General features: G+C 70.4%; 22 protein-coding genes and 1 pseudogene. 5 read left to right on the plus strand and 18 right to left on the minus strand.

All coding sequences use genetic code 11. From position 1 onward, the window contains the following. The first annotated feature begins 1286 nt into the window (after positions 1–1286). Positions 1287–2618 (plus strand): tetratricopeptide repeat protein, encoded by a 1332-nt coding sequence (locus ACIBJC_RS17050; protein ID WP_399292749.1) that lies wholly within the window; start codon positions 1287–1289, stop codon positions 2616–2618. Positions 2619–2648: 30 nt separating this feature from the next. Here the strand turns inward: ACIBJC_RS17050 and ACIBJC_RS17055 are convergent, their stop codons facing one another. Then, positions 2649–2915, minus strand: coding sequence for an SDR family oxidoreductase (locus ACIBJC_RS17055; RefSeq protein ID WP_399292751.1), 267 nt, complete (start codon positions 2913–2915; stop codon positions 2649–2651). Here ACIBJC_RS17055 and ACIBJC_RS17060 point away from each other — a divergent pair. Then, positions 2914–3051 carry a hypothetical protein gene (locus ACIBJC_RS17060; RefSeq protein ID WP_399292753.1) on the plus strand — a complete coding sequence of 46 codons (138 nt, stop codon included), beginning with the start codon at positions 2914–2916 and terminating at the stop codon, positions 3049–3051. The genes ACIBJC_RS17055 and ACIBJC_RS17060 overlap by 2 nt on opposite strands. A 2-nt stretch (positions 3052–3053) precedes the next feature. Here ACIBJC_RS17060 and ACIBJC_RS17065 read toward each other — a convergent pair whose 3' ends face one another. Together ACIBJC_RS17065 and ACIBJC_RS17070 are read right to left on the minus strand one after the other, a co-directional pair. Continuing rightward, entirely contained in the window at positions 3054–3794 is a 741-nt protein-coding gene (locus ACIBJC_RS17065; RefSeq protein WP_399292755.1) for an NUDIX domain-containing protein, read from the minus strand. A gap of 402 nt (positions 3795–4196) precedes the next feature. Then, positions 4197–4934: pseudogene (locus ACIBJC_RS17070) on the minus strand (transposase); the annotation flags it as partial. 156 nt (positions 4935–5090) lie between these two features. Here ACIBJC_RS17070 and ACIBJC_RS17075 point away from each other — a divergent pair. Beyond that, positions 5091–6080 (plus strand): threonine/serine dehydratase, encoded by a 990-nt coding sequence (locus ACIBJC_RS17075; RefSeq protein WP_399292757.1) that lies wholly within the window; start codon positions 5091–5093, stop codon positions 6078–6080. Positions 6081–6461: 381 nt separating this feature from the next. Then, entirely contained in the window at positions 6462–7148 is a 687-nt protein-coding gene (locus ACIBJC_RS17080) for a transcriptional regulator (RefSeq protein WP_399292759.1), read from the plus strand. 58 nt (positions 7149–7206) lie between these two features. On the opposite strand, the gene ACIBJC_RS17085 is transcribed toward ACIBJC_RS17080, so the two are convergent. After that, positions 7207–7953 (minus strand): SDR family NAD(P)-dependent oxidoreductase, encoded by a 747-nt coding sequence (locus ACIBJC_RS17085; protein ID WP_399292761.1) that lies wholly within the window; start codon positions 7951–7953, stop codon positions 7207–7209. A 175-nt stretch (positions 7954–8128) separates the two neighbouring features. Between ACIBJC_RS17085 and ACIBJC_RS17090 the strand changes: the two genes are divergently transcribed. Next, complete coding sequence (locus ACIBJC_RS17090) at positions 8129–8779, plus strand: TetR family transcriptional regulator (RefSeq protein ID WP_399292763.1); 651 nt, start codon at positions 8129–8131, stop codon at positions 8777–8779. Here the strand turns inward: ACIBJC_RS17090 and ACIBJC_RS17095 are convergent. The 14 genes from ACIBJC_RS17095 to ACIBJC_RS17160 all read right to left on the minus strand — a co-directional run bounded on the left by ACIBJC_RS17095 (position 8760) and on the right by ACIBJC_RS17160 (position 25159). Then, positions 8760–10025: a cytochrome P450 gene (locus tag ACIBJC_RS17095; RefSeq protein WP_399292765.1), complete on the minus strand. Its 1266-nt coding sequence runs from the start codon at positions 10023–10025 to the stop codon at positions 8760–8762. The genes ACIBJC_RS17090 and ACIBJC_RS17095 overlap by 20 nt on opposite strands. After that, on the minus strand, positions 10022–10636 hold the full coding sequence (locus ACIBJC_RS17100) for a GTP-binding protein (protein WP_399292767.1): 615 nt from the start codon (positions 10634–10636) through the stop codon (positions 10022–10024). The genes ACIBJC_RS17095 and ACIBJC_RS17100 overlap by 4 nt, the downstream gene beginning before the upstream one ends. Next, the gene (locus ACIBJC_RS17105; protein ID WP_399292769.1) at positions 10617–10970 is read right to left on the minus strand and encodes a DUF742 domain-containing protein; all 354 of its coding nucleotides are present in this window, start codon (positions 10968–10970) and stop codon (positions 10617–10619) included. Before ACIBJC_RS17105 ends, ACIBJC_RS17100 begins: the two co-directional genes overlap by 20 nt. Beyond that, on the minus strand, positions 10967–11386 hold the full coding sequence (locus ACIBJC_RS17110) for a roadblock/LC7 domain-containing protein (RefSeq protein ID WP_399292771.1): 420 nt from the start codon (positions 11384–11386) through the stop codon (positions 10967–10969). The genes ACIBJC_RS17105 and ACIBJC_RS17110 overlap by 4 nt, the downstream gene beginning before the upstream one ends. A gap of 84 nt (positions 11387–11470) precedes the next feature. Next, a complete protein-coding gene (locus ACIBJC_RS17115) occupies positions 11471–13237 on the minus strand; it encodes an ATP-binding protein (RefSeq protein WP_399292772.1) in 1767 nt (588 codons plus the stop codon). Positions 13238–13709: 472 nt separating this feature from the next. Beyond that, positions 13710–17576: a multifunctional oxoglutarate decarboxylase/oxoglutarate dehydrogenase thiamine pyrophosphate-binding subunit/dihydrolipoyllysine-residue succinyltransferase subunit gene (locus ACIBJC_RS17120; protein ID WP_399292774.1), complete on the minus strand. Its 3867-nt coding sequence runs from the start codon at positions 17574–17576 to the stop codon at positions 13710–13712. A gap of 292 nt (positions 17577–17868) precedes the next feature. Continuing rightward, positions 17869–18951 (minus strand): ATP-binding protein, encoded by a 1083-nt coding sequence (locus ACIBJC_RS17125; protein WP_399292776.1) that lies wholly within the window; start codon positions 18949–18951, stop codon positions 17869–17871. A 152-nt stretch (positions 18952–19103) separates the two neighbouring features. Next, a complete protein-coding gene (locus ACIBJC_RS17130) occupies positions 19104–19841 on the minus strand; it encodes a response regulator transcription factor (RefSeq protein ID WP_329829404.1) in 738 nt (245 codons plus the stop codon). Between the two features lie 99 nt (positions 19842–19940). Then, positions 19941–20660 carry a spermidine synthase gene (locus ACIBJC_RS17135; RefSeq protein WP_399292779.1) on the minus strand — a complete coding sequence of 240 codons (720 nt, stop codon included), beginning with the start codon at positions 20658–20660 and terminating at the stop codon, positions 19941–19943. A 114-nt stretch (positions 20661–20774) separates the two neighbouring features. Further along, positions 20775–21383, minus strand: coding sequence for a hypothetical protein (locus tag ACIBJC_RS17140; RefSeq protein WP_399292781.1), 609 nt, complete (start codon positions 21381–21383; stop codon positions 20775–20777). Continuing rightward, positions 21380–22753, minus strand: a complete 1374-nt coding sequence (locus tag ACIBJC_RS17145; RefSeq protein ID WP_399292783.1) for a hypothetical protein — start codon at positions 22751–22753, stop codon at positions 21380–21382. Before ACIBJC_RS17145 ends, ACIBJC_RS17140 begins: the two co-directional genes overlap by 4 nt. Then, positions 22750–23637: an ABC transporter ATP-binding protein gene (locus ACIBJC_RS17150; protein ID WP_399292784.1), complete on the minus strand. Its 888-nt coding sequence runs from the start codon at positions 23635–23637 to the stop codon at positions 22750–22752. Before ACIBJC_RS17150 ends, ACIBJC_RS17145 begins: the two co-directional genes overlap by 4 nt. Further along, positions 23634–24587: a zf-HC2 domain-containing protein gene (locus ACIBJC_RS17155; protein WP_399292786.1), complete on the minus strand. Its 954-nt coding sequence runs from the start codon at positions 24585–24587 to the stop codon at positions 23634–23636. The genes ACIBJC_RS17150 and ACIBJC_RS17155 overlap by 4 nt, the downstream gene beginning before the upstream one ends. Then, positions 24584–25159, minus strand: coding sequence for an RNA polymerase sigma factor (locus ACIBJC_RS17160; protein WP_399292787.1), 576 nt, complete (start codon positions 25157–25159; stop codon positions 24584–24586). The genes ACIBJC_RS17155 and ACIBJC_RS17160 overlap by 4 nt, the downstream gene beginning before the upstream one ends. Positions 25160–25298 lie beyond the last annotated feature (139 nt).

Consider the following 25298-nt stretch of genomic DNA (forward strand, 5'->3'; position numbering starts at 1 on the left):
ATGGACAGGTCGGCGGGGGTGAGGATCTGCGGTTCGAGCAGGCTCCGGACGGCCGGTCGGCTCCGGAGCGGGCTCGTGGTCCTGGGGCTCGTTCGGGCTCGGTTCTCGGTGGTCACGGTCATGTGGTGTCCCTCGTTTCGGATGATGTGCTGAGAGCGGGAACGGATCGGTATCCGGCTCGGTCGCCGGCGCCGGTTGAACCATCGGGGCTTCCTGCGCCGCCGGTGAGCGGCGCGGGGCGCCGGGAGCGGTACGTACGCGAGTACGCGGACGGGCAGGACCTTGAGCGTGTACCGCCCGGTGTGGTCAACGGTGCTGAGAGTGAACACGGCGCCCGCGACGATCTGATTCCGGGCCGCTTCCTGCGCCCGGAAGTCAGCGCACCAGAAACGGAGTTCGGTGGGAGCGTCGGAGCCGGGGGCCTCCTCGCGCACGAGCGCACCCGCCGGGGCCCACACGGAGTGCGGGTCGGGGTCGAGTCCGTCGGCGATGCGCCGGGCCTGACAGCGCAGGAACGAGAGGGCCAGGTCCGGTGACAGGGTCTGTCGTGCGGCGAGGACGACGCGTACCCATGTGCCGGGGATCGGTCCTTCGCAGACCACGGTCACGTTGTAGAGGCGCGTACTCACGTCTGCCTCCCCGCAGGCCCCTGCTGCTTGCGGTGCAGAGCGGCCAGGGCACGGAGTTGCACCCGCTCCCGATCGGTGGCCGGACGGAGCGAAATACGCGCCGCCTGCCAGGTGCGCCCCGAGGGGCGGATCAGGAAGACCGCCGGTCCGGCGAAGGACCGGATGACACCCGGCATATCCACCCGGGGATCGAACACCGCCATACCGATCCGAAGGCCGGAACCCGGAGCGGGACGCGCGGGGCGACGTTGCATCAGGCGCCGCCGCCTGTCGCGCGGTTCGGGCGTCAAGTGAGGTCACCCGCCCGTCTGTGCGGGTGCGCCGCGATCTGTCGCGCACACTCCAGCGGAGTGGTCGAACCGATCCCGCGCTGCGCGTTGTCCCGGCGCTTGTCCCACCAGGCACACACATCGCAGTCCGGCACCGGGGCAAGCCCGACCGGGGGGTACGCCGACGCCATCGGGACGCCCGACCCGCGCCGCTCGATCCGCGTCATGGTTGACCAGCCTGATGGACCATCGAGTGGCCTCCTTCTGTAGCCCTGCGCGAGCGCTGTTGCTCGCACTAGGCAACCGGTCCGCTACACAGAGCGGTACCGTTACGGAAGGCCGAAGAGTTAAAGGCGTTAAGCGGGATCAGCGGGAAGGATGCTGACGAATGGGGACACGGCTGCCGAACGTCGGGCTGGAACGGCTGCACCGGGAAAGCGGATTGACGCTGCGTCAACTTGCCCAGGCGGTGAACCGTCTCGGCACCGAGCAGGGCCGACCGCTCCGTTACACCGCGCCCTCCGTCCACCAGTGGCTCCAGGGGCACATGCCGCGCGAGGCGGTCCGCCCCCTCATCCTGGAAGCGCTGGCTCGCAGGCTTCACCGCCCGGTCACGTCCGCGGAGGCCGGATTTCCTTTGCCGCCTGACCAGTTGAAACAACCCGGCGGTACCGTGGACGGGCTGTTCGACCTCGGGAGGCGCGACATGGACCCGGCTCGCAGAAGCGTCCTCGGCGTGGGGCTTTTCTCCGTCGCGCTCACGATTCCGGGCTGGCCCGATGTCGTGGGCCGGATGGAGGCCATCAAGGCTGATCCACAGCGACGCATCGGGCAGTCCGAGGTTCAGGCCGTATCAGCGATGACCGATCGCCTGTCGGACCTCGATGGCGAGTTCGGCGGGCGCTACGCCCGTCCGATGGCTGCCGCTTTTCTGGTCAACACGGTTGCCCCCTACTTGAATGCAAGCGCGTCAAGCGAAACCCGCAAAGCGATGATGTCCGCCGCCTCGCTTCTCTGCTACCTGACCGGGTGGATGGCAGTGGACGAGGGGGCGCATGGCCGGGCGCAGGAGTATTACGTAAAGGCCTTGGAGCTTGCGGGTGCGAGTGGCGACCACATGACCTATTGCCACGTTCTGCGGGGCATGTCGGTGCAAGCCGCGAATCTGGGTCACGGCACACCGGCGATGCGGCTCGCCAACGCCGCCGCAGAGGCATCCCCCGAGTCCACTCCCCGTATGAGGGCCTTCATGGCCGGGCAGCAGGCGCACGCGTACGCGCTGGCGGGCGAGCGGACAAACGCGTGGAACAGTCTCCGCGAGGCGGAACGCGCGGTGAATCAAGCGGAAAGTCAACTCGGGACGTTCGGTGGTTTCAGCTCGGCGACGTTGGCGTATGCGACATCGGAGGTCAGGCATGCGCTCGGCGATGTGAAGGGAAGCGTCGAATCCCTTCACGATCATTTTCGCCTACGAGACTCCAGCGACAGCAAGAGGTCGGAAATCAAGTTCGGTGCGCTGCTGGCCGAGCGTCAACTGGAAGTGGGACACGTGGAGGCGGCCTGTGCCACGTGGACAAAGGTACTGGACGCATACCCGGGGATTCATTCAGGCAAGGTCGACGGGCACGTACGGAAAATCCCTTCCCTCCTCGCCCCGTACCGCGGCAACGCGATGGCGCGTCACGTGCACGAACGCGCCCGCGAGGCTTCCCTGAAATAGCCCGATGCTCCTGCTCGCTCCACCGGGACCTCACTGAGGGGTCAGGCCGCCGTCGATGATGTGCTCGGTGCCGCTGATGTACGAGGAGTCGTCGGAGGCGAGGAAGAGGACGAGGCTGGACACCTTGTCCGCCTCGGACATGCGGCGCAGCGGCACCGCTTCGGCGATTCTGCCGCCGTTCTGGGCGCTGGCCTGGGGCCCACCGGCCGCGTCGGTGTTCGCGGGTGCGGAGATGCACCTCAAGCGCGGGAGCATCGAGCAAGGGTGCGCCACCTGGCACCGAGCCATCGACCACATGGACGGTGTCCGCTCCGTCCGCACCCGGAAGGCGGTCTCCCGTATGCGCGGTGACCTCGCACGCTTCCGAGCCCGTGGCCTGCGGTGCGTGGCCGATCTCGACGAACAGGGACGCGACTTCCTCTCCGGCGCCTGACCTCAGCGGCACCCGGCGAAGCGGCGAACGATCGGTTTCAGGTAGTCCGCGTGTGGACCCGTCAGAGTGGCCAGTTCGTCCGGTGAACGCACCAGGGCGATGTCGTCGAGTTCAGGTTCACGGCCCTGAACACGCTCGGCTGCCGCGGCAGAGGTGAAGTCCGCGCGCAAGGTCGCCTCGGGAAGGGCAGGTGCAAGGTAGGTCAGGCCGACACTGCCGTTCTCGCCGCGGGTGACGACCCACAGCCTCAGATCCTTGGCAGCTGTGCTGATCCCCAACTCCTCGGCAAGTTCTCGCGCGGCCTGGCCGGCCAGGGCGGACTCGTCCAGCACCTCCCCGTCCTGGGGAGGCTCCACAGACCCACCCGGCAGTTGCCAGCGGCCCGGGGCAGCCGTAGAGGGCGACATCCTCGCTGCCAGCACACGGCCGTCGCTGGTCGGCTGAACGATGTTCACGAACAACGAGGGCAGCGCTGTGGCGCCGGGAACGCGACGCAGCGCGTAGTGCCGGTAGGTCACACGCACCCAGGAGAGGCGCAGGATGCGCGGTCCGGTCCGCTCCAGTCCCCTACACGCCACCACAGGCCCGTCGAAGAGGGTGGGGTTGGCTCGGACCGCCATGTCCCACGCCCGGTCCCGGGCCTCGGCATCATGGGGCGGCAGCGGCGGTTCCGGAGCTTCGGTCAGCAGGAGCCGTTCGACGTCGAAGAGATCAATGCCCACGGGGGGCAGTGTTTCGGTCACCGGTTCATCGTAGAACCCACTCCAGGCGTGACCGCCAACTCGGCCGATTAAGTGAATCTTTGGGCGGCCGGTCGGCTGCTGGTCGTCGGTGCCCGCTGGTGAGCGGGGGCCCGGCACGGTGGCCGTAGCCAGGTTCAAACGGGCGCCCATGTCGGAGGTTCACGCTGGAGGTCGCGAAGCCCAGTCGCGCCGCGCCTGCCGGACACGAGCGCCTGCTCGTCCTTCAGTCGCGCACACTCCAGCGGAGTGGTCGAACCGATCCCGCGCTGCGCGTTGTCCCGGCGCTTGTCCCACCAGGCACACACATCGCAGTCCGGCACCGGGGCAAGCCCGACCGGGGGGTACGCCGACGCCATCGGGATGCCCGACCCGCGCCGCTCGATGTGCGTCATGGTTGACCAGCCTGATGGCGAGCCAGGCCACGAACTCGTGGGTGCCGCCCGCGGAGTCGGTGCGGATCAGGGTCCGGCGCCCGCGCCGATGGGACTTGGGCTGCTGGGCCAGAGCCAGTTGGGCGGTGGTGATGTGATCGGCGGCGGTGTTGCTGCCCGCGTTCCCGGGCCTGAGCAGAGCGGCCACCGGCTCGCCGGACCCGCCCTTCCCGTGGTCGACGAAGCCCATCAGCGGGTGGTGGCCGAAGGTCTTTTTCCAGGTCGCAGCTGAGGCTTCCTTGTCGGAGTGCGAGATCACCAGGACGCCGTCCAGGTCGACGGTCACAGAACCGGTCGCATCCGGCGCCCTCTGCCCGGCCAACTTCCATACGTGCTGGCGCACTTGGGACCGGGCGCTGCGGATCGCGTTCAGGGCCCGTTGGCCGCCGGCTGCGAGCGTGTCGACCAGTCGGGAGACTGTCGGGTCCGAGGCCACCGGCCCGAACACGGCCGGCTCGGCCCGCAGCATGCCGACGTCGGCCAGGCAGTCGCCGCCGAGGGCGACCGCGAGCGCCACATCCAGCAGGATCTTGCCGGGATCGTGCACCGCCCGCGGCTTGCGCCAGGGTGCCAGAGCCCCCGATATCGCAGTATCCAGGCCCGTCTTGCGGACTGTCTCCACCAGCAGCACGGCCCCGGCCTGCGAAACCACTCCACGACCGCTGCCCTCAACGCGGACACGCGGGTACGACCCGATACGCTTCTTCACCTGAGAAGTGCTTCTTTCCACGGCACGATCTGGACCCTCGACAAGTCCTATCGTTCCAGGCGACAAGTCCTATCGTTCCAGGTCAGGAGCACTTCTCGCGTTTCTGATCAAACCTCGGGCAGACCAGCTCGTGAAAGCCCGAGGCTAGGATCTGTCATGACCAAAATGCGTTTGTCTCCTGACGGCATCGAAGAGGCCACTCGGCTCATCGACCCGGTCTTCCTGCGCACACCCCAGTTCCGGGACTCCGCGCTCTCTCGTGCGCTCCGCCGGGACATCGTGGTCAAAGTGGAGACGCTGAATCCGCTCCGTTCCTTCAAGGGCCGGGGAGCGGACCTGTATATGCGGTGGCTAACGGCGGGAAAACATGTCGTCTGCGCCTCCGCCGGGAACTTTGGCCAGGCCGTGGCGTACGCCGGGCGGGCCCGCTCGGTTCCCGTGACGGTGTTCACCGCGCACGACGCCAACCCGAACAAGGTCACCCGGATGCGGGAATTGGGTGCCGAGGTCATCCAGTCGGGCGAGGACTTCGACGCCGCCAAGGAGGCAGCCCGCGCGTACGCCCGCACCCGCCGGCAATGCGTCTTCGTGGAGGACGGCGAGGAACCGCTCATCGCCGAGGGCGCCGGTACCATTGCCGTCGAGCTTGCCCCGCTCAGCCTCGACACGCTCCTCGTGCCGGTCGGCAACGGGGCCCTCATCAGCGGCATCGGCTGCTGGACGAAGGCCCGCTCGCCCCGTACCCGGGTCATCGGCGTCTGCGCGGCGGGCGCACCGGCCATGGCCACGAGCTGGCGCACCGGGGTGCCCGAGGCCACCGGGCCGGTGAGCACGATGGCGGACGGGATCGCCGTACGGGTGCCCGTGCCGACGGCGGTCGCCTGGATGCGCGAGGTCGTCGACGACGTCTTGCTCGTCGAGGAAGAGGACATCTGCCTCGCCCTGCGGATGGTGCGCGACACCTTGGGGCTCATTCTGGAACCCTCCGGTGCGGTCGGCATTGCCGCCGCCTTGCGGCACGACCTCGGCACCGCCTCGCTGGGCACGATTCTCACCGGGAGTAACTTCTCCGACGGCCTCTTGGAAGAACTCGCCCCGGACCCGGCGCGGGCGGACGATCCGGGTCCTGTCCTCCCGGCCCACTGACCGCCGAGTCGGAGCCCCGGCCGACGCGGCGCCACCCTCAACCCGGTGAGGGAACGACCGGAGCCCGCTCGGTTCAGCCGGACCGCCTACGCACGTCGGGACGGGCGTCTGACCACCGACGTGCAAGCGGCTTGCAAGCCCGGTGCCGCATTCTCCATACGTGGCTCGATCAGCTGCACCACGCAGCACGCGTCGGACGCACGAAGAACGAAGGAACGAGCGGGGGCGTCCCGGGACACGGGCCCGGGGCGAAGGACATGAGCGAAGCGATCTGCGACGGGGGCCAGCGGGGCGTCCCCGGCTACACACAGCACCACGAACAGTGAAACCCGCAAAGCGATGATGTCTGCCGCTTCGTTTCTCTGCTACCTGACCGGGTGGATGGCAGTGGACGAGGGGGCGCATGGCCGGGCGCAGGAGTATTACGTGAAAGCCTTGGAGCTTGCGGGTGCGAGTGGCGACCACATGACCTATTGCCACGTTCTGCGGGGCATGTCGGTGCAAGCCGCGAATCTGGGTCACGGGACACCGGCGATGCGGCTCGCCAACGCCGCCGCGGAGGCATCCCCCGAGTCCACTCCCCGTATGAGGGCCTTCATGGCCGGGCAGCAGGCGCACGCGTACGCCTTGGCGGGCGAGCGGACAAACGCGTGGAACAGTCTCCGTGAGGCGGAACGCGCGGTGAATCAGGCGGAAAGCCAACTCGGGACGTTCGGTGGTTTCAGCTCGGCGACGTTGGCGTACTCCACATCAGAGGTCAGGCATGCGCTCGGCGATGTGAAGGGAAGCGTCGAATCCCTTCACGATCATTTTCGCTTGCGGGACTCCACCGACCGGCAGAGATCAGGGGTGATCTTCGGTTCTCTGCTTGCTGAAAGGCAGCTGGAGATTGGTCACCTCGAAGCAGCCTGTGCCACGTGGACGAAGGTGCTGGAAGCGCACCCCGGGATGCATTCGGGCAGGGTCGACGGGCACGTACGGAAAATCCCTTCCCTCCTCGCCCCGTACCGCGGCAACGCGATGGCGCGTCACGTGCACGAACGCGCCCGCGAGGCTTCCCTGAAATAGCCCGATGCCCCGACGAGGCCCCGAGTGACGGGGCCTCGTCGGCGTGCCGATCGGGACTTCACTGCGCGGTCAGGCCGCCGTCGATGATGTGCTCGGTGCCGCTGATGTACGAGGAGTCGTCGGAGGCGAGGAAGAGGACGAGGCTGGACACCTCGTCCGCCTCGGACATACGGCGCAGCGGCACCGCTTCGGCGATTCCGCCGCCGTTCTCGTCGGTCGCCGCCGCCATCATGGGGGTCTTGATGTAGCCGGGGTGGACCGAGTTGGCGCGGATGTTGTCGGGGCCGTACTGCACCGCGACATGCTTGGTCATGCCCCGGGACGCGAACTTGCTGCCGACGTAGGCGAGGTTCGGCGAGCCGACGATCGAGACGATGCCCGCTATGGAGGAGACGTTGACGATCGAGCCACCGCCGGCCCGCTGCATGGAGGGGATGACCGTCTTCATGCCGTAGTACTGCGAGTGCTGGTTGACGGCGCAGACGTGAAGGTACTCCTCCTCGCCGAGTTCGACCGTCGGGGTCACGGGGCCGAGGATGCCCGCGTTGTTGACCAGGACGTTCACCGTGCCGAAGGCTTCCTCGGTCTCCTGGAGTACGCGGCCCCAGTCGGCCAGCGACGTGACGTCGTGCCGCAGGAAGAGGGCGTTCTCGCCGAGCTCCGCGGCGATGTCCCGCCCTCGCTCCTCGTTGAGGTCGGTGAGCGCGACCTTGGCGCCTTCGGAGACGAACCTGCGGGCGTGTGACGCGCCCATGCCCTGTGCGGCCCCGGTGATGATGGCGACCTTGCCGTCCAGCTTGCCCATCGTGTGCGCCTTCCGTGCTTACTGCCAGTGAGGAACGCCTGACAGGCGTCCCGCCGGAGCGGCCCCGTCCAAGGGCCTGCCGGACCTCAGACAATAGTGGGCCTGAGTACCGAAATCCATGGCCTGAATTCTCTGCCGTACGTACCGGCCCTGGGGAAGTGGCTAGAATCCTGGAATGTCATCGCAACCTGCCCGGCGTGGGCGTGGCCGTCCGCGCGCCGCGACCCGCGGGGAGGTGGAGAAGGTGGCGATCGAACTGATGCGGCGCCACGGCTACGAGGGCGTGAGTGTCGGCGCCATCGTCGAGGCGGCAGGCATCGGCCGTACGACCTTCTTCCGCTACTTCGGTACGAAACCGGGCGTCATCTGGTGCGCCTTCGACGAGACCATCGTCTGGCTCGAAGCGGAACTCCGTGCCGCTCCCGCGGACGCGGGCGTCATGGAGGCGGTCAGGGCGGCGGTGGTTTCCTCGACACGCTCGGCCGTGTTCAGCAGCGACGTCTGGCTGGAACGCTTCCACATCCTGGACACCAGCCCTTCCCTGTACATCGGCGCCTACGAACACTGGGAGCGCTGGAAGGGGGTCATCGCCGAGTATCTGGCGCAGCACGCGGGCGGATCGCCCGGCGACGCCATTCCTATGGCAACGGCCGGTGCGTGTCAGGGAGTCTTCATCGCCGAGCTGCGCGGCTGGCTCAACAGTGACGCGGGGCGTGACGCCTTTCTTGAGCGGCTCGACCAGAATCTGGCCCGCGTCACCCCCGTGCTGGCCGAACTGTTCCGCCCCACCGGCTCGGGTACGGGGGCTACTGGGCGACGGGTGTGAAGTCCACGGGGAGCGCGAGCAGCCCTCGCGACCAGGTGGAGGTGCGCCAGACCAGTTGCTCGGGCTCTCCGGACAACATCATGTCGGGCAGGCGTTCCAGCAGCGTCTCGATGGCGGTGCGGGCGATGACATCGGCGAGGAGGGGAGCCGGGTAGGGGCAGCCGTGCTCGCCGTTGCCGAAGGACAGGTGCGCGGAGTTCTCGGCGCCGACGTAGCCCTCGGGCCAGATGCTCAGGTCCGTGTTGGCCGCGGCGAGGCCGAGGACGAGACAGTCGCCCGCCTTGATGTGCTGGCCGCCGAGCTGGGTGTCCCGTACCGCCCAGCGGCCGATGAAGTTCTGTAGGGGCGTGTCCAGCCACAGCACCTCGTTGAGCGCCTGCCCCACGCTGAGCCGTCCGCCGGCCACGTTCAGTGCGAACCGGTCGTCGGTCAGCAGAAGACGCAGACCGTTCGATATCCAGTTGGACGTCTGCTGCTGCACGGCGGAGAGGATGGCGATCAGGTCCGCGCGGACCTCCTCGTCCGTGAGCCCTGCCGGATGCGCGAGCATGCGGGAGGTGAGGTTGAGGCCGTGGTTGTCGCGCTGATCCTTGATGAGCCGGTCCACCCGCTCGGCCAGTCGCCCGTAGGCGGTGACCTGGTCCTCGTCGGGGGCTGTGTCCAGGGTGATCCGGAGGTCCCGTACGAGCTCGTCGGCTTCCGTGCTGGTGGACGGCAGACCGCAGAGATGGAGGGCGGTCCGCAGCGGCAGCGCGTGGGCGTACATGGTGACGAGCTCCGCCTGGCCGCTGCCCGCGAAGGTGTCGATGAGCCCTTCGGCGATGTCCTGGCAGATCTGGGCGAGTTCGAACTGGTCGACGGCCTCCAGCGCATCGGTGATGACACCGGCGCGGCGCTGGTGTTCCTCCCCCTCGGTGAACATGACCGAGGGCTGGTAGCCGACGAACGGCATCAGCGGCCAGTCGTCCGGGATGTTCGGCCACTGGTTCCAGCGCCGGGAGTCCCGGGCGAACAGCTCGTGATGGCTGGTGATGTACGAGACCTCGCTGTAGCCGAGTACCAGCCACGCGGGGATGTCCCCGTCCAGCAGGACGGGGGCGATGGAGCCGTGGTCCTTGCGCAGGGAGCGGTAGAGCTGCGCCGGGGTCTGCCGGTACTCAAGACCGGCCAGTCGCACCGCGCCGGCGTGGGCAGGGCAGCCCGGCGGCGGTTCCTGGCCTGCGGAGAGTCCTGCGGGGTCGGTCACGGTGTGGTCTCCCGGGCGATGGCGAGTTCGTAGAGGTGGTCCACGAGGGTGATCAGGACGTTCTTGCCGGACGAACGTACACGTGCGTCGCAGTCGATCAGCGGCACGTGCTCCGGCAGGGAGAGCGCCTGCCGGATCTCCTCCAGCGGAAACTCGGACGGGTCGTCGTTGAACCGGTTGACGGCGACGACGAACGGGGTCCGGTGGTGTTCCAGCCGGTCGATGGCGTACCAGGAATCGCTCATCCGCCGGGTGTCGACCAGGACGACCGCGCCGAGCGTGCCGGAGAAGAGCCGGTCCCACAGGAACCAGAACCGTTCCTGGCCGGGCGCGCCGAACAGGTAGAGCACCATGCGTTCGTTGAGGCTGATGCGGCCGAAGTCGAAGGCGACGGTGGTGGTCGTCTTGTGCGGCAGTCCGGCGGTTTCGTCGACCCCGACCCCCGCCTCGGTCATGACTTCTTCGGTGTTGAGCGGCCGGATCTCGCTGACGGACCGGACGAGGGTGGTCTTGCCGACGCCGAAGCCGCCCACGACGACGATCTTCAGACCGGTCTCGGCGGCGTCGGCCAGGGGGGTCCGGGCGGGCAGCTCAGAGGTTGCGGAGTCCATGGAGCACCTCCTTCAAGAGGGCGGAGTCGGGCAGGTCGTCGGAGCGGGCCGCGGTGGGGTGCCGAACCGTGATGCGGCTGGTGGCGAGGAGGTCGCCGAGAAGGATCCGTACGACCATGACGGGCAGTTTCAGCTCGGCGGATATCTCGACGACCGCGGTGGGATGACGGCAGAGGTCGAGGATGCGGACATGCTCCGACTGCATGCCGGGTGTCGGCCGGCATTCGGCGACGATCAGGGTGACCAGGTCGAAGGTGTCGCTGTCGGCCTGGCTGCGGCCGGCGGTGACGGTGTACAGCCGGTCGGGATCCCCGACGTCGGGCCGGCGGCTCATGACGGAGAGCTGTTCCGGGCGGGAGAGCGCGGTTCGGCCCGCAGGTGCTCACCGATCTGCTCGACCATCTCCGTCATCTGGTGGCCCACCGCGCCGGGGTCGGCTCCGTCTCCGGCGATGACGGCGAGGTGCGCCCCGTCGCCGGCGTCGACGATGAAGAGGAGCCCGCCGTGGAACTCGGTCATGGAGTGGCGTACGCCGCCGCTGCCGTTGCCGAATTCGACCGAGGCGCCCTGGGCGAGGGCCTGGATGCCGGAGCAGATGGCGGAGAGCTGGTCGGCCTGGTCGAGGGTGAGGTGGCGGCTCCAGCAGAGTTTGAGCCCGTCGCGGGAGAGCACGAGGGCGTGCCGGGTTCCGGGGGTGCGCTCCAGCAGGTTTTCGAGGAGCCAGGTCAGGCTGTTGTCTGTGGTCTGCATGGTGTGGGTGAGGCGGGATGGACCTGAGAACAGGCCATCTGCCCGTGCCTCCATTCTCGCGTTCCGAACGGGGGGATGGGTTTCTTATGGCTGCGGAGGAGTGGACGGGGTGTCGGTGGACGAACTGTCGCTGGATGAGCTACCGGTTGACGGGCTGTCGGTGGCCGGGGTGCCGGTGGCCGAGGTGTCGGTGGTGCGGCGGGCGCTGTGGAAGGCTCCGAACTGGGAGCCTGCGTCGCGGCCGGAGGTGGTTTTCTCCGGGCGGTCGGCCGGGGGGCGTGTCCGGCCGTGGTCGGCGGCGGCCATGGTGCGGCCGGGCGGGCGGACGGGCAGCCCGCCTGTGGTGGCCGCGGTCGCCGACGAGGGGCCGGCCGGGGGTGTGACCGGGGCCGGAGAGCTGGTGGGGCGAGGCGTGGCTGAAGCGGCCTGGGTGGCCACGGGGGCGCCGGTGACGGGCGGGGTGGTTTCGGGGACGGAGCGTCGTGGTGAGTGACGGGGAGCGATGTCGCGTTGCTGGGCCATGAGCTGTGGGGGGAGGAGGGCGACGACGCCGGTGCCGCCGCGGGAGGAGGGGCGGAAGTTGACGCTGATGTGGTACTTCGCGGCGAGGCGTCCGACGACGGCGAGGCCGAGGCGGGTGCCCTGGAGCAGGGCGAGGTCGGTGTTGTTGCCGGAGACGGATTCCTCGGCGCGACGCATGGCCGCGCCGGCCATTTTGAGGCCGCTGTCCTCGATGGTGACGACGATGCCGGCGGTGCGTTCCTCGACGTAGACGTGGACTTCGTCGATGGGCGGGGAGAAGTTGGCGGCGTTGTCCATGAGTTCGGCGAGGAGGTGCATGACGGGTTCGGCGGCGAATCCGGCGATGGCCGCATTGCTGGAGCAGTTGAGGCGGACGCGCTGGTAGGCGGCGATGCGCCCCACGGCGCCGCGGAGAATGGACTCCATGGGGATGGGCTTGTTCCAGGCGCGGCTGGCACGTCCGCCCATGAGGAGGGCGAGACGGTCGGTGAGGAGGCCGATCTGGGAGGTGTTGTGGTCGAGTTTGAGCAGGTCCCCGAATACGTCCGCACCGTGGCGGTCCTGCATGTCGCGCAGGTCGGCGAGCATGCTGACGGCCTTGGCCTGGACACGGGTGAGCGCTTTGGCGCTGGCCGCCTGGGCGGCGGCGGCGCGGCGCTCGCTGGTGGCGAAGTCCCTGACGACGGTGGTGAGCACGGCCCGCAGATGAGGGTCGGCGGGGGTGGGGATGGTGGCGAGCACGGTGTCGGCGGACCGGCCGGAGCGCAGTGCGGTGAGTGCCTCGGGCAGCGTGGTGCCGGCGAGTAGGCCGAGTTCGTCGGCCGCTTCGGTGAGTTGGCCCAGGACCGCGTCACGGTCGGCGGCGGCTGCCGCGGCGCGTTGCCGGGCGTCGGCGACTTCGCGGGTGAACAGGTCGAAAACGCGGCGTAGCTGAGGCTCCGTGGGGGACGGTGCGGTGGTGAGGACCTCCTGGGCGCCGGCGCCTTCGCGGAGTCTGCTGACGGCGGCGGGCAGGCTGATGTTCAGCAGGTGCCCGAGGTCCGAGGCGAACCGGGCCAACTGGGTCCGGGCGTCGGCGATTTCGCCGAGGGCCGCGGCGGTGTGGCGCCGGGCGGTGCGCAGGAGGAGGAAGGCGCTGACGACGACGAGGGCCAGGCAGGTCCAGGCGACGGCGACGGTGGCTGTCACCCAGGTGCGGGCGGGGCCGGGGGCGCCGGCGGCGGCTGCTCCACCCGCCGCCGCGGTCACCACCAGCAGGAGGAGCGGCACGGCCCACGGCACCGCCCGGGTCTGGGGCGTGCGGTGCGGGCTGGGGGCTGGCACTGACATTCCGCGGTCCCTCGGTGCTTGAGTGCGGGGGGACAGGCTGATCGGCCTGGTTTCTGCTGCTGCGAAGAGACGGAGCCATCGACAGGTACGGGGATCCCCCTACTGCCTGCAGCACGCACGCGAACCCACATGAGCCGCGTCCGACTCAAGGCATCACGTCCCACTCCCGGGTGAGATTTTGTCCGGAAGTAATCTGAGGATCATAGCAATCTCCGTGCAACATACCGGTGTTGTGCAGCATCCTCACTTCTTTCTTTCCGCTTGGCCAACATCTGCGATCGCTTCTGATCGCTACCAGTTTTGGGGCGGCGGCATCGCACGCCGGAGTAACCCATTTCCAGCCATCCGGGACGGGCCCCGCGGTCTGCCGCGCGGCCCCCGCGCCCTGCCGCCACCGGCCAACGCCGGAGGGCCCGGTCCCGCGTCACCGCGGGGCCGGGCCCTCCGAATCGTTCCGTACAGGCGTCAGGGGTCAGGCGTCGAAGACCTCGCTGGCGAGCTGCTGCTGCTCCGCCTGGTGGCGCTTGGCCGAGCCGACCGCCGGGGACGAGGAGTGCGGGCGCGAGATGCGCCGCAGCCGCTCGCCGTGCGGGATGTCGGCGCCGACCGCCAGGTCGAGGTGGTCGATCAGGTTGAGCGCGATGAACGGCCACGCACCCTGGTTCGCCGGCTCCTCCTGGGCCCACAGGTACTTCTCGGCGTTCGGGAACTTGGCGATCTCGGCCTGGAGTTCCGCACCCGGCAGCGGGTACAGGCGCTCCAGGCGCAGGATCGCGGTGTCCGTGACGCCGCGCTTCTGCCGTTCGGCGTCCAGGTCGTAGTAGACCTTGCCGGTGCAGAAGACGACCTTGCGGACCGCGTCCGGGTCCACGCTGCCGTCGCCGATCACCGGGCGGAAGCCGCCGGTGGTGAACTCCTCCGCCGTGGACGCCGCCGCCTTCAGACGCAGCATCGACTTCGGGGTGAAGACGACGAGCGGCTTGTGGTGCGGGTTGTGGACCTGCCAGCGCAGCAGGTGGAAGTAGTTCGACGGCAGCGTCGGCATGGCGATCGTCATGTTGTTCTGCGCGCACATCTGGAGCAGACGCTCGGGGCGGGCGGACGAGTGGTCCGGGCCCTGGCCCTCGTAGCCGTGCGGCAGCAGCAGGGTGACGCCGGAGGTCTGGCCCCACTTCTGCTCGGCCGACGAGATGAACTCGTCCACGATGGTCTGCGCACCGTTGACGAAGTCACCGAACTGCGCCTCCCACATGACCAGCGCGTCCGGCCTGGCCAGGGAGTAGCCGTACTCGAAGCCCATCGCCGCGTACTCGCTGAGCAGCGAGTCGTAGACGTTGTAGCGGGCCTGCTCGGCGGTCAGGTACTGGAGCGGGGTGTAGTCCTCGCCCGTGCCCTGGTCGACGAGGACCGCGTGGCGCTGGCCGAACGTGCCGCGGCGGGTGTCCTGGCCCGAGAGGCGGACCGGCGTGCCCTCCATCAGCAGCGAGCCGATGGCCAGGGTCTCGCCCATGCCCCAGTCGATCGTGCCGTCCTCCACCGAGGCCGCGCGGCGCTGCATCTGCGGCATCAGGCGCGGGTGGACGGTGACGGTGTCCGGGATGTTGACCTGCGACTCGGCGATCCGCTTGACGACCTCCTGGGAGACCGCCGTCTCCACGGCCACCGGGAACTCGGCCTGCGCGTCCGGGACCTGGACGGGACCGGCGTGCGAGGTGGCCTCGCGGACCTCAGCGAAGACCTTCTCCAACTGGCCCTGGAAGTCCTGGAGCGCCTGCTCCGCCTCTTCCAGCGTGATGTCGCCGCGCCCGATCAGCGACTCGGTGTAGAGCTTGCGCACCGAGCGCTTCTTGTCGATCAGGCGGACCATCTGCGGGTTGGTGAACTGCGGGTTGTCGCCCTCGTTGTGGCCGCGGCGGCGGTAGCAGATCAGGTCGATGACGACGTCCTTGTTGAACGTCTGGCGGAACTCGAAGGCGAGCCGTCCGACGCGGACGACGGCCTCCGGGTCGTCACCGTTCACGTGGATGATCGGCGCCTCGATCATGCGGGCCACGTCCGTCGCGTACATGGACGAGCGCGAGGACTCCGGGGCGGCGGTGAAGCCGACCTGGTTGTTGATCACGACGTGGACCGTGCCGCCGGTGCGGTAGCCGCGGAGCTGCGACATGTTGAGCGTCTCGGCGACGACGCCCTGGCCCGCGAAGGCCGCGTCGCCGTGGAGCGCGAGCGGCAGGACCGTGAAGTCCGTACCGGCCTTGTTGATGATGTCCTGCTTGGCGCGGGCGATGCCCTCCAGGATCGGGTCGACCGCCTCCAGGTGCGAGGGGTTCGCGGCCAGCGAGACCTTGATCTGCTCGCCGTCCAGACCGGTGAAGGTGCCCTCGGCGCCCAGGTGGTACTTGACGTCGCCGGAGCCGTGCATCGACTTCGGGTCGAGGTTGCCCTCGAACTCGCGGAAGATCTGCGCGTACGACTTGCCGACGATGTTCGCGAGGACGTTGAGCCGGCCGCGGTGGGCCATGCCGATGACGACCTCGTCGAGGCGGGACTCGGCGGCCGAGTCGATGATCGCGTCGAGCAGCGGGATGACGGACTCGCCGCCCTCCAGCGAGAACCGCTTCTGGCCGACGTACTTCGTCTGGAGGAACGTCTCGAACGCCTCGGCCGCGTTGAGCCGGCGCAGGATCCGCAGCTGCTCCTCGCGCTCCGGCTTGGAGTGCGCGCCGCGCTCGATCCGGTCCTGGAGCCACTTGCGCTGCTTCGGGTCCTGGATGTGCATGAACTCGATGCCGGTGGTGCGGCAGTACGAGTCGCGCAGCACGCCGAGGATGTCGCGGAGCTTCATCATGGACTTGCCCGCGAAGCCGCCGACGGCGAACTCGCGCTCCAGGTCCCACAGCGTCAGCCCGTGCTCGGTGATGTCGAGGTCGGGGTGCTTGCGCTGGAGGTAGTCCAGCGGGTCCGTGTCGGCCATGACATGGCCGCGGACGCGGTAGGAGTGGATCAGCTCGAAGACCCGGGCGGGCTTGGTGACGTCCTCGTCGTGCGAGGCGTCGATGTCCTTGAGCCAGCGGACCGGCTCGTACGGGATGCGCAGCGCCTGGAAGATCTCGTCGTAGAAGTCGTTCTCGCCGAGCAGGAGCTGGCTGACGATCCGCAGGAACTCGCCGGAGGCGGCGCCCTGGATGACGCGGTGGTCGTACGTCGACGTCAGCGTCATGACCTTGGAGATGCCCAGCTTGTTCAGGGTGTCCTGCGACGTGCCCTGGAACTCGGCCGGGTAGTCCATCGAACCGACGCCCATGATGACCGACTGGCCGGGCATCAGACGCGGCACGGAGTGCACCGTACCGAGGCCGCCCGGGTTGGTCAGCGAGACGGTGACGCCGGTGAAGTCGTCCATCGTCAGCTTGTTGCTGCGGGCACGGCGGACGATGTCCTCGTACGCCTGCCAGAACTCGAAGAAGTTGAGCGTCTCGGCCTTCTTGATGCCGGCGACGACGAGCTGGCGGTCGCCGTTGGGCTTCACCAGGTCGATGGCGAGACCGAAGTTGATGTGCTCCGGCTTGACCAGTGTCGGCTTGCCGTCGCGCTCGGCGAAGGAGTGGTTCATCGTCGGCATGGCCTTGATGGCCTGCACCATCGCGTACCCGATGAGGTGCGTGAAGGAGATCTTGCCGCCCCGCGCACGCTTCAGGTGGTTGTTGATGACGATGCGGTTGTCGAAGAGCAGCTTCACCGGGACGGCGCGCACGGAGGTGGCCGTGGGCACTTCCAGCGAGGCGTTCATGTTCTTCGCGACCGCGGCCGACGGGCCGCGCAGCGTCACGTACTCAGGTCCCGCGGGCGCCTCGGTGGCGGGCGCCGCCTTGGCCGGGGCCGCCTTCGCGGGCGCGGCGGCGGGCTTCGCTGCCGCCGGTGCCGGGGCCGCCTTCGCGGGGGCGGGCGGTACGGCGGCGGGCTGGGCCTGCGCGGCGGGCTTCGCCGGAGCCGGAGCCGCTGCCGGAGCGGGCGCCGAAGCCGGAGCGGCCTGAGCCGGTGCGGCGGGCGCTGCCTTCGCCTGGGCCGGCGCGGCGGCGGCCGGAGCCGCGGCCTGCGGGGCCGGTACCGGGGCTCCCGTGGTGGCCTCTTCGGACCTGCCCGACGCGCCGGGCGTGCCTGGCTTGTAGTCGGCGAAGAAGTCCCACCAGGCACGGTCGACCGAATTCGGATCCTGGAGGTACTGCTGGTAGATCTCGTCGACAAGCCACTCATTGGCTCCGAAGGCGGCCGCAGGGTTGGTGCCCTGGCCCGCTTCGTCGGTCGAGATGCTCGCGTTACTGGGGGACTGAGACGACACGGCGTGAACCGCCCTCTTCCGCTTCACAAGGTGATGGACAGCGGGAATCAAGGCTACGCCTACCAGGCCCTGAGGTGCAGGCCGGGCATGCCATCGTCGTGCAAGTCACATCCGACGACGGGTTTCGGCGTATGAAATGGCGGGAAACAAGCCGGGTTCCGCAGTGCCAGGGGCATGTGACCGCACACATCACTTACCGGCCACTCCCCAGCCACGGCCGGTCCACGGCCCTGTTGCCCGCTCGTCCCCGACTCCGTACCCGGAGATCATGCGCTTTCCCTCGAACCCTACGTCAAGCGTGTGCCCGGGGTGCCCCCGGCAGAGTGACCCGTATCAGGCAGCCACGTGCGGATTCGGCCACTCCGATCCGCCCGCCGTGCAGATCCACCGCCCAGCGCGCGATCGCCAGACCGAGCCCCGTACCGCCGTCGCTGCCGGGTCCGTGCGGGGAGGGGACCGTGCCCCGGTTGAAGCGCTCGAAGACCTTGTGGCGCTCCTGCTCGGGGATGCCGGGCCCCTCGTCCTGGATCTCCAGGTCCAGTGACTCGGGCGCTGTGCCGCGCCGGGCGCGCACCGTGACCCGGCCGTGCGGCGGGCTGTGCTTGACCGCGTTGTCGATGAGGTTGGCGACCACCTGGTGCAGCCGCTCCGCGTCCGCGTGCGCGGTCAGCTCCGGCGGGGAGACGTCGAGATGCAGATGGACGTCCGTACGGGCGTGGTTCCCGGACCCGGAACCGGCGACATGGCTGCGGTGCGAGGACGCCAGATTGGACTCCTTGAGCACGCCCGACAGATACGGCCACACCTCGAAGCGCCGCGCGCGCAGCGGTACGACACCGTTGTCCAGCCGGGAGAGGTCGAGCAGCGTCTCCGTCAGCCGGCCCAGCCGCTCCGTCTGCCGCAGCGCCGTCAGCATCGTCTCGGGATCGGCGGCGGACACCCCGTCCACCACGTTCTCCAGCACCGCGCGCAGGGCCGCGATGGGCGTGCGCAGCTCGTGCGAGACGTTGGCGATCAGCTCCTTGCGGTGCCGGTCCTCGGCCTCCAGGTCGTCGGCCATCCGGTTGATCGTGGAGGCGAGATCCCCCAGTTCGTCCCGGCGGTCGGCGCGTACCCGGCGCGTGTAGTCGCCGTGCGAGATCCCCTTGGCGACGGTGTTCATCTCGTCCAGCGGCGCGGTCAGCCCGTGCGCCACGAACTGGGTGATCAGCAGCGTCGCGATCATCGAGAAGACCGTGATGAAGCGCAGCTCGGTCTCCGTGCGCGACGCCACGATCAGCAGGCCGGTGGTGATCAGGACGGAGACGACGACCAGGGTGACCAGCTTGGACTTGATCGAGAAGAGCGGCAGGGACCGGTCGGCCGCACCGAACACCCGCCGCCGCTCCCGCGGCTCCCGGCGCTCCCGGGAACCCTCACCTCCGCGCGGACTCCGGGAACCCTCACGCCCGTGCGGACTCCGGGAACCCTCACGCCCGTGCGGGCCGTAACCGTCACCGCCCCGGCCTCCCGCGTCCCCCGGCCGGGTCATGGCGCCGGGGTCTCCAGGGCGTAGCCGACACCGTGGACGGTACGGATCCGCTCGGCGCCGATCTTCCGGCGCAGCGCCTTGATGTGGCTGTCGACCGTACGGGTGCCCGAGGCGTCCGCCCAGTCCCACACCTCGGCGAGCAACTGCTCCCGGGAGAGCACCGCGCGCGGTGTGTTCGCCAGGCAGACCAGCAGGTCGAACTCGGTGGGCGTCAGGTGCACGTCGTCGCCGCGCACCCGTACCCGGCGCTGCGCGTGGTCGATCTCCAGCTCACCGAGGCGCAGGATGCCGCTGCGCGGGGTCACCGCGGCGAGCGCCGCGCGCTCCACCCGGCGCAGCAGCACATGCACCCGCGCCGCCAGCTCCCGCATGGAGAACGGCTTGGTCATGTAGTCGTCAGCGCCGACCCCCAGGCCGACCAGCATGTCGGTCTCGTCGTCCCGCGCCGTCAGCATCAGCACCGGCACCGGGCGCTGCGCCTGCACGCGACGGCAGACCTCCAGACCGTCGAAGCCGGGCAGCATGATGTCGAGGACCATCAGGTCCGGCTGCCATGCCTCCGCCGCGTCCACCGCCGCGGGTCCGTCCACCGCCGTCTGTACGAGAAAGCCCTCCGCCCGCAGCCGGGCGGCGATGGCGTCGACGATCGTCGCGTCGTCCTCGACGACGAGGACCCGCCGCTGGGCGCCGGGCGTCGCCGCGACCCCGTTGTGGCTGGTGTGTGTCTGCTCCATCGCCCCGCCCCTGGTACGCGTTCCTTGATCCGCGATCTGTGCATGAAGTATGCACATCCGTGTGTGGGGAGCAGCGTAGAGGCAGCGGGAGGGTTCCGGCTACGCAGTGCGAACAGCGAGATGGACCACGTCGGGTACTCCCCGGGCAACTTGGATCTCTTCATCCCTTACCCCGGTGAATCCGGCATTCCGCAACGCTTCACCGAATCTCGGAGAGGGGTTCGCCGACCATACGGCGAGGACACCGCCCGGTTTCAACCGGCCGTGGCACGCGGCGAGTCCGGCCGGGGAGTAGAGGTTCTCGTTGTCCTCGGTGACGGTCCACTCGGGTCCGTTGTCGATGTCCAGACAGAGCGCGTCGTAACGCTCCGTGGTCGTTTGTACGTACTTCACAAGATCGGTGTGATGGATCACAACGCGCGGATCGGTGAACGCTCCGCCCGAAATGCGCGTAAGCGGGCCGTCGCGGTGCCAGTCGATGACGGCCTGCTCGCGCTCGACGACGGCGATGGCGCCCCAGCGCGGATCGGCGGCGGCGTGCGCGAGTGAGAAACCGACGCCGAGACCGCCGATGAGTACGGAGGGACGCGGGTCCGCGGAGGTCGCCGCCGGAGCGAGGGCCTCCGGGGAGAGGGCCGCGAACGCGGCGTCGACGAGCAGCCGCTCCGAACGGCCGTCCGACGTGTCCATCAGGAAGCAGCCGTTGGCGATGATCTCCAGCTCCTCGCCCCGCCGCCGCAGAACGACCTCGCCATGCGGCCCCTCGCGACGGTCGAGCGTGACGGGACCGGAATCCGGGACGGATACGGGTACGGACATGCTGGCGGCTTCTCCCTCGGCTGACGGACGCTGGGAACATCCTGGTAGGGAGCGGTGGACCAGGACAATCCGGTTTCCGCCGTTGGCCGGAGCCCGCCAGGGCCCCCTGCGCCGTCAGCGGCCCTCCCGGCGGGCCCCGCGCCACACGTACAGACCGGCGCCGCATCCGTACGCCACGACCGCCGCCGCCCACGCCCCCGCCTGCGGCCCCGGCTGGACCGGCCAGGCCCACAGCGCGGCGGCGCCGCCGTGCGCGCGGGGCGCCGCGAGGTAGACCGTGCTCAGGTACGCCGTCGTCGGCAGCCAGCTCAGCCGCGCCCCCAGCAGCGCGGCGGCGCCCGCCGTGATCCCGGTGGCGCCGAGCAGGTTCCGTACGGCCGCGGGCGCCCCGAACGCCTCGGGGTGCCCGGGCACCCCGAGGGCGAGCAGCGCCGCGGCGAGCGCCGTGAGACCGAGGAGCACGGCCAGCCGCCGGGGCCACCAGGGGCGTACGGCCGTACGGTCCAGCTCGTCGCTGTGCGTGTACATGCCCGTTCCGATGGCCGCCGAGACGAGCAACGGGGCGAGCACCACCACCGGAACCCGGGCGGTATGGTCGAAGCGCGGTTGCGCCTGGAGCCACCACGCGGCCCACGCGGCGGTGAGCGCGACCCCGGCGAGTGTGCCGAGGGTGGCGGGCAGGGCGCGCGACCGGGCGTACAGCCCGAGCAGGAAGAGATTCACGGGACGGGCACCTCGTCGAACCGGCAGAGATCGGCGGCCAGATAGCGCGCGAGATAGGCGCGGCTCTCGACCGGGTCCATGGCGTGGAGCCGCCGCAGATGAACCTCGCCCTCGGGCGGCAGGACCGTGGCGCCGGGGCGCGGCGCGAGCCACCGGGTGACGGCGCTGTTGACATCGGAGGCCCGCCGGGCGGCCGGGGTGTTGTATTCGGCCGAGCACCCCTGCAAGAAGAGATGCCCGGCGGCCCAGTTGGCGTACAGCGCCGGATCGGAGAACGTTCCGCGCTCGGAGAGCTCGAAGGGGTTGGGAAGCTGCGCCTCCCAGGCCCCCTGATTCCTGCCGGGGCTCGGCGCACGGGGCCCGTCGACCCAGCGGTCCGGCGCGCCGGGGACGCCGCGCAGCTTGGCGTTGAGGTCGGTGAGCGCGGCCGACACCGACGGCAGCAGCTTCCGGTCGACGGCGGTGACACACACCCGCGGGGTGCCGTCGTCGCAGACCAGCCGGGCCGCCGCCGGGTCGGGGCGCCACAGCCCCTCGCCGGTCTGCGTCAGCACCACGGCGGCGGCGCAGGCGGCCGTGAGCGGCAGCAGCGCGGAGATACGGCGCCGGGCGGCGAGCGCGAGCAGCGCGGCCCCGGCGAGCCCGGCCGTCCACACCATCGAGGCGGGCCCGAACCACCACACCGGCCGGTCCCACGGATCCGCGTGCCGGTAGGCGGGGCCGAGCCAGCGGACCGGGGAATCCATGTACGCGGAGATGCCGAGCCCCACATAGGTGACGGCGGCCAGCAGCGGCGCCGCCAGCCGCCACCGGACCAGCCGGCCGGCCACGAACCCGAGCACCCCGAGCGCCCCCAGGGCCACGGCGTCGGCGGCGGTCTGCGACAGGAACGGCCGCCCTGCGCCGGCGTACGGCCAGGTCGCCAGAGCGCACCCCGCCGCGGCGACGAGATATCCGGCGGGCGGCCACAGCGCGGCGGGCGCCACGGCGAGCAGCGCCCGGCGCAGCGGGGCGCGGGGGAGCGAGGCGAGCAGATCCCCGGTGGAGCGCCGCCGCTCCCGCCCGCCCTGCCAGCAGCCGACGGCGACGGCGAGCGGCCCGCAGAGCAGCAGCATGACGCGCAGCAGATCGGTGGTCCCGGTCCAGCGGCCCTGCCACTGGGGCGCCTTGCTGTACATCGTCACCCCGCAGACCACGACCACGGCGACCGCGGACCAGGGCCCGAGGCCGCGGCGCAGCTCCGTCCCCAGGACGCGGCGGGGCCGCCGGCGCGGGGGCGGGGACGGGGCGGGCGCGGGGGAGCCGGCCGTACGACGCGACGGTACGGCCGTCTCGACCGAGGAGGCCCCGGCGGATCCGGCGGCGCTCATTCGGCCCCCTCCGCGACGGCGCGGACGGTCGACGCCGGGCCCGCCGTGGCCGGGCCCCGTACCGCGCCCGTCGCCCGATGGGACCGCAGCGCCGCCGTGTACCCGCGTTCGATCGGGTTGTCACCGAACTCGGCCGCACCGTTCCCGGCGTTTCCGGCGTTCCCGCCCAGCGCCGTCAGCTCCGCGGTCGTCCCGCGGAACGCCACCCGGCCCGCCTCCAGGAGCGTCACCTCCGTACAGGCCGCCGCGACATCCTCCACGAGGTGCGTCGAGACGATCACCGTGGAAGTGGTGCCCACCTCCCGGAGCAGCGCTCTGAACTCGACGCGCTGCTCCGGATCCAGACCGGCCGTCGGCTCGTCGAGCAGCAGCAGATCCGGCTCGTTGACGATCGCCTGCGCGATGCCGACCCGCCGCACCATGCCCCCCGACAGCGTCCGCACCTTCGCGTCGATCCGGTCCGCGAGCCCCACCCGCTCGACCGCCCGCTCCACCGCCTCCGGCACGCGCGCCGCGTCCATCTCCTTGAGCCACGCCACGTACGCGACGAACTCGCGCACCGTGAACCCCGGGTAGTAGCCGAACTCCTGCGGCAGGTAGCCGAGCCGCCGCCTTATCGCCGCGCGGTCCCGGTGCTCCGCGACATCACGGCCCAGCAGCTCCACCCGGCCCCCGGCCGGCGCGGCGACCGTCGCCAGCACCCGGATCAGGGAGGTCTTGCCCGCCCCGTTCGGGCCGAGCAGGCCGTGCACACCACCGCCGAAGCCGAGATCGACGGTGTCGAGCGCGACCTTCTTGCGATGCCTGACCGTCAACCCGTGTACCGCCACCGCTGTCACGTAGGTCTCTCTCTTTCCCACACGCTTTCCCTCACGTACGTTCATCGGGCGAATCCCCCGCCCCCGAAAGAGGGCCGGTCGAACGAGCGCCGCCGCGCCACCAGCAACACCGCGCACCCCGCCGCCCCCGCGCCCCAGAGGCCCTGCGCCGCCGCCCCGGACAGGAACCGGGCCAGATGCCCGGACAGCTCGGCCGGCGTGGCCGGTCCGGTCAGCGCCGTCGGCGACACCCCGACCGCCCCGGCGGATCCCGTGGTCAGCAGCGGTACGGCCAGGGCCAGCACCCAGAGCGCGCCCACCGCACAGGCCGCCGCGCGGCACCCCACGTACGAGCCGAGCGCCAGCGCGGCCAGCGTCAGCGTCAGCCCCGGCAGCAGCCAGGCCGCCGCGCCCGGTGTACCGAGCGCGGCGTCCGGCAGCAGCGCCCCGGCCAGCGTCAGCAGCGGCAGGCTCACGGCGAGCACGGCGGCGGTCCTGGCCAGCAGCAGCCGCAGCCCGCCGCCCGGGGTGGCCGCGCCGATCTCGTGCATCGGGTCCGCGTACCTCCCGTACGACACGGCGACCCCCGCGGGCGGCAGCACCGGCGCCAGCGCCAGCAGCAGCGGGCGCGCGCCCGCGAAGCCGGTGGCGTACGCCAGCCCGACGGCCCCCGCCACGACCAGCACCAGCGCCGCCAGCCAGGACCCGCGCAGCGCGGGCCCCGCCGCCCACAGGACGCGCGCGGTGAAGCCGATCGCGGGCGCCCGGCCGACGTCCGGGGGCGGTGGCGGTGGCGCCACAGCGGCCAGCACCGCTCCCCGTACGTCGGCGAGTACGGTGCCCGCGGCGGTCCCCCGTACCGCCGCGGACACCCGGACGGCGCACGTGCCGCACGTCTCGATGTGCTTCTCCAGCGACCAGGCGTCGGGCTCCGGGGCCGAGTCCGCCGCGTACCGGGCGGCCAGCGCCTCGTCCACGTGCCACGCCCCGGCCGTCCGGGCTGCCCTGTCCCTCATACGGTGCCTCCCAGCGGCGCGATGCGCTCCAGCGCGGCACGCAGTTCCTTGCGCGCCCGCATCGCGCGGGTCTTGACCGTGCCCTCCGGTATGTCGAGGAGCCGCGCGGTCTCACGGGTGGTGAGCCCGTCGACGACCGTCGCCCGCAGCACGTCGCGCAACTCGGGGGAGATCCGGTCGAGGGCCGCGCCTACATCGCCGTACTCAAGGCCGGCCAGAACACGTTCCTCGGCAGAGGGCGCGACGGCCGGCGGCTCGTACCCGGGCCGCCCGTACGCGGCGCGCTCCGCCCGCGAGCGCACCCGCACCGCGTCGACCAGCCGCCGCGCCGCGATCACCCACAACCAGCCGCCGGCCTCACCACCGCGATGCGTCCCGGCCGAGCGCCATACGGTCACGAAGGTGTCCTGAAGAACCTCCCGCACGGTCTCGGGATCGGCACACCGCCGCCCCAGCCGAGCGAGCAACCAGCCGGAATGCCGGTCGTACAACTCGGCCAGCGCCTCGGCCCCCGCCGCGTCACCTCTCGCGACGGCACGCAACAGCGCGGCGTCGTCGCGATCTCCCCCCATGGGGCGGAACAGTCTCACGCCCCTCTATCGCCGACAGCGCCCGGATCGGTTCACGGGCCCGCGCCGGGGATCACGGTGCCCCGGGGAATGCAGCCGTACGGATAGGCGCTGTCGCTGTGCAGACGAGCTTGCACGTCTC

The sequence above is a fragment of the Streptomyces sp. NPDC050509 genome (assembly GCF_044457965.1).
Lineage (GTDB): Bacteria > Actinomycetota > Actinomycetes > Streptomycetales > Streptomycetaceae > Streptomyces.

Coding starts and splice junctions, on each gene's coding strand:
- ACIBJC_RS17160 (WP_399292787.1), bottom strand. CDS start 25,159: ATGGGGGGAGATCGCGACGACGCCGCGCTGTTGCGTGCCGTCGCGAGA.
- ACIBJC_RS17115 (WP_399292772.1), bottom strand. CDS start 13,237: ATGTCAGTGCCAGCCCCCAGCCCGCACCGCACGCCCCAGACCCGGGCG.
- ACIBJC_RS17145 (WP_399292783.1), bottom strand. CDS start 22,753: ATGAGCGCCGCCGGATCCGCCGGGGCCTCCTCGGTCGAGACGGCCGTA.
- ACIBJC_RS17085 (WP_399292761.1), bottom strand. CDS start 7,953: ATGGGCAAGCTGGACGGCAAGGTCGCCATCATCACCGGGGCCGCACAG.
- ACIBJC_RS17130 (WP_329829404.1), bottom strand. CDS start 19,841: ATGGAGCAGACACACACCAGCCACAACGGGGTCGCGGCGACGCCCGGC.
- ACIBJC_RS17060 (WP_399292753.1), top strand. CDS start 2,914: ATGGACGGTGTCCGCTCCGTCCGCACCCGGAAGGCGGTCTCCCGTATG.
- ACIBJC_RS17135 (WP_399292779.1), bottom strand. CDS start 20,660: ATGTCCGTACCCGTATCCGTCCCGGATTCCGGTCCCGTCACGCTCGAC.
- ACIBJC_RS17055 (WP_399292751.1), bottom strand. CDS start 2,915: ATGTGGTCGATGGCTCGGTGCCAGGTGGCGCACCCTTGCTCGATGCTC.
- ACIBJC_RS17110 (WP_399292771.1), bottom strand. CDS start 11,386: ATGCAGACCACAGACAACAGCCTGACCTGGCTCCTCGAAAACCTGCTG.
- ACIBJC_RS17080 (WP_399292759.1), top strand. CDS start 6,462: ATGGCAGTGGACGAGGGGGCGCATGGCCGGGCGCAGGAGTATTACGTG.
- ACIBJC_RS17050 (WP_399292749.1), top strand. CDS start 1,287: ATGGGGACACGGCTGCCGAACGTCGGGCTGGAACGGCTGCACCGGGAA.
- ACIBJC_RS17090 (WP_399292763.1), top strand. CDS start 8,129: ATGTCATCGCAACCTGCCCGGCGTGGGCGTGGCCGTCCGCGCGCCGCG.
- ACIBJC_RS17100 (WP_399292767.1), bottom strand. CDS start 10,636: ATGGACTCCGCAACCTCTGAGCTGCCCGCCCGGACCCCCCTGGCCGAC.
- ACIBJC_RS17155 (WP_399292786.1), bottom strand. CDS start 24,587: ATGAGGGACAGGGCAGCCCGGACGGCCGGGGCGTGGCACGTGGACGAG.
- ACIBJC_RS17075 (WP_399292757.1), top strand. CDS start 5,091: ATGACCAAAATGCGTTTGTCTCCTGACGGCATCGAAGAGGCCACTCGG.
- ACIBJC_RS17105 (WP_399292769.1), bottom strand. CDS start 10,970: ATGAGCCGCCGGCCCGACGTCGGGGATCCCGACCGGCTGTACACCGTC.
- ACIBJC_RS17150 (WP_399292784.1), bottom strand. CDS start 23,637: ATGAACGTACGTGAGGGAAAGCGTGTGGGAAAGAGAGAGACCTACGTG.